At 58.8% G+C, this 301-nt stretch carries 1 pseudogene; it reads left to right on the forward strand.

Annotation, left to right across the window (positions count from 1 at the left end):
- Positions 1 to 226 (forward strand): annotated as a pseudogene (locus FVP33_RS19120) (carbohydrate ABC transporter permease); the annotation flags it as partial.
- Between the last annotated feature and the right edge of the window lie 75 nt (positions 227 to 301).

Raw genomic sequence — 301 nt, forward strand, 5'->3', positions numbered from 1 at the left:
CTTTGCCGGCTTTCCGGTGCCCTGGATGGCATCCCGCTCGTTCAAGTCGAACACCGAGACCTTCGCCTATCCACCGACATTGATCACCGATCACTTCTCCTTCGATGCGTACATCGCGATCACCACGGATCCGACCAAGGTGCGCTTCTTCATCAACAGCTACGTGGTTGCGATCTGTGTCACCCTGCCCACGTTGCTCGTTGCGCTGCTCGCCGCCTACGCCTGAAGCCGCTTCGAGCTCCGGTTCAAGAAGCACCCGAGCATGCTCATTGTTACCGCTCCGGCTGTGCCAACCATAACC

It is taken from the genome of Lacisediminihabitans profunda (assembly GCF_008040105.1).
GTDB lineage: Bacteria > Actinomycetota > Actinomycetes > Actinomycetales > Microbacteriaceae > Lacisediminihabitans > Lacisediminihabitans profunda.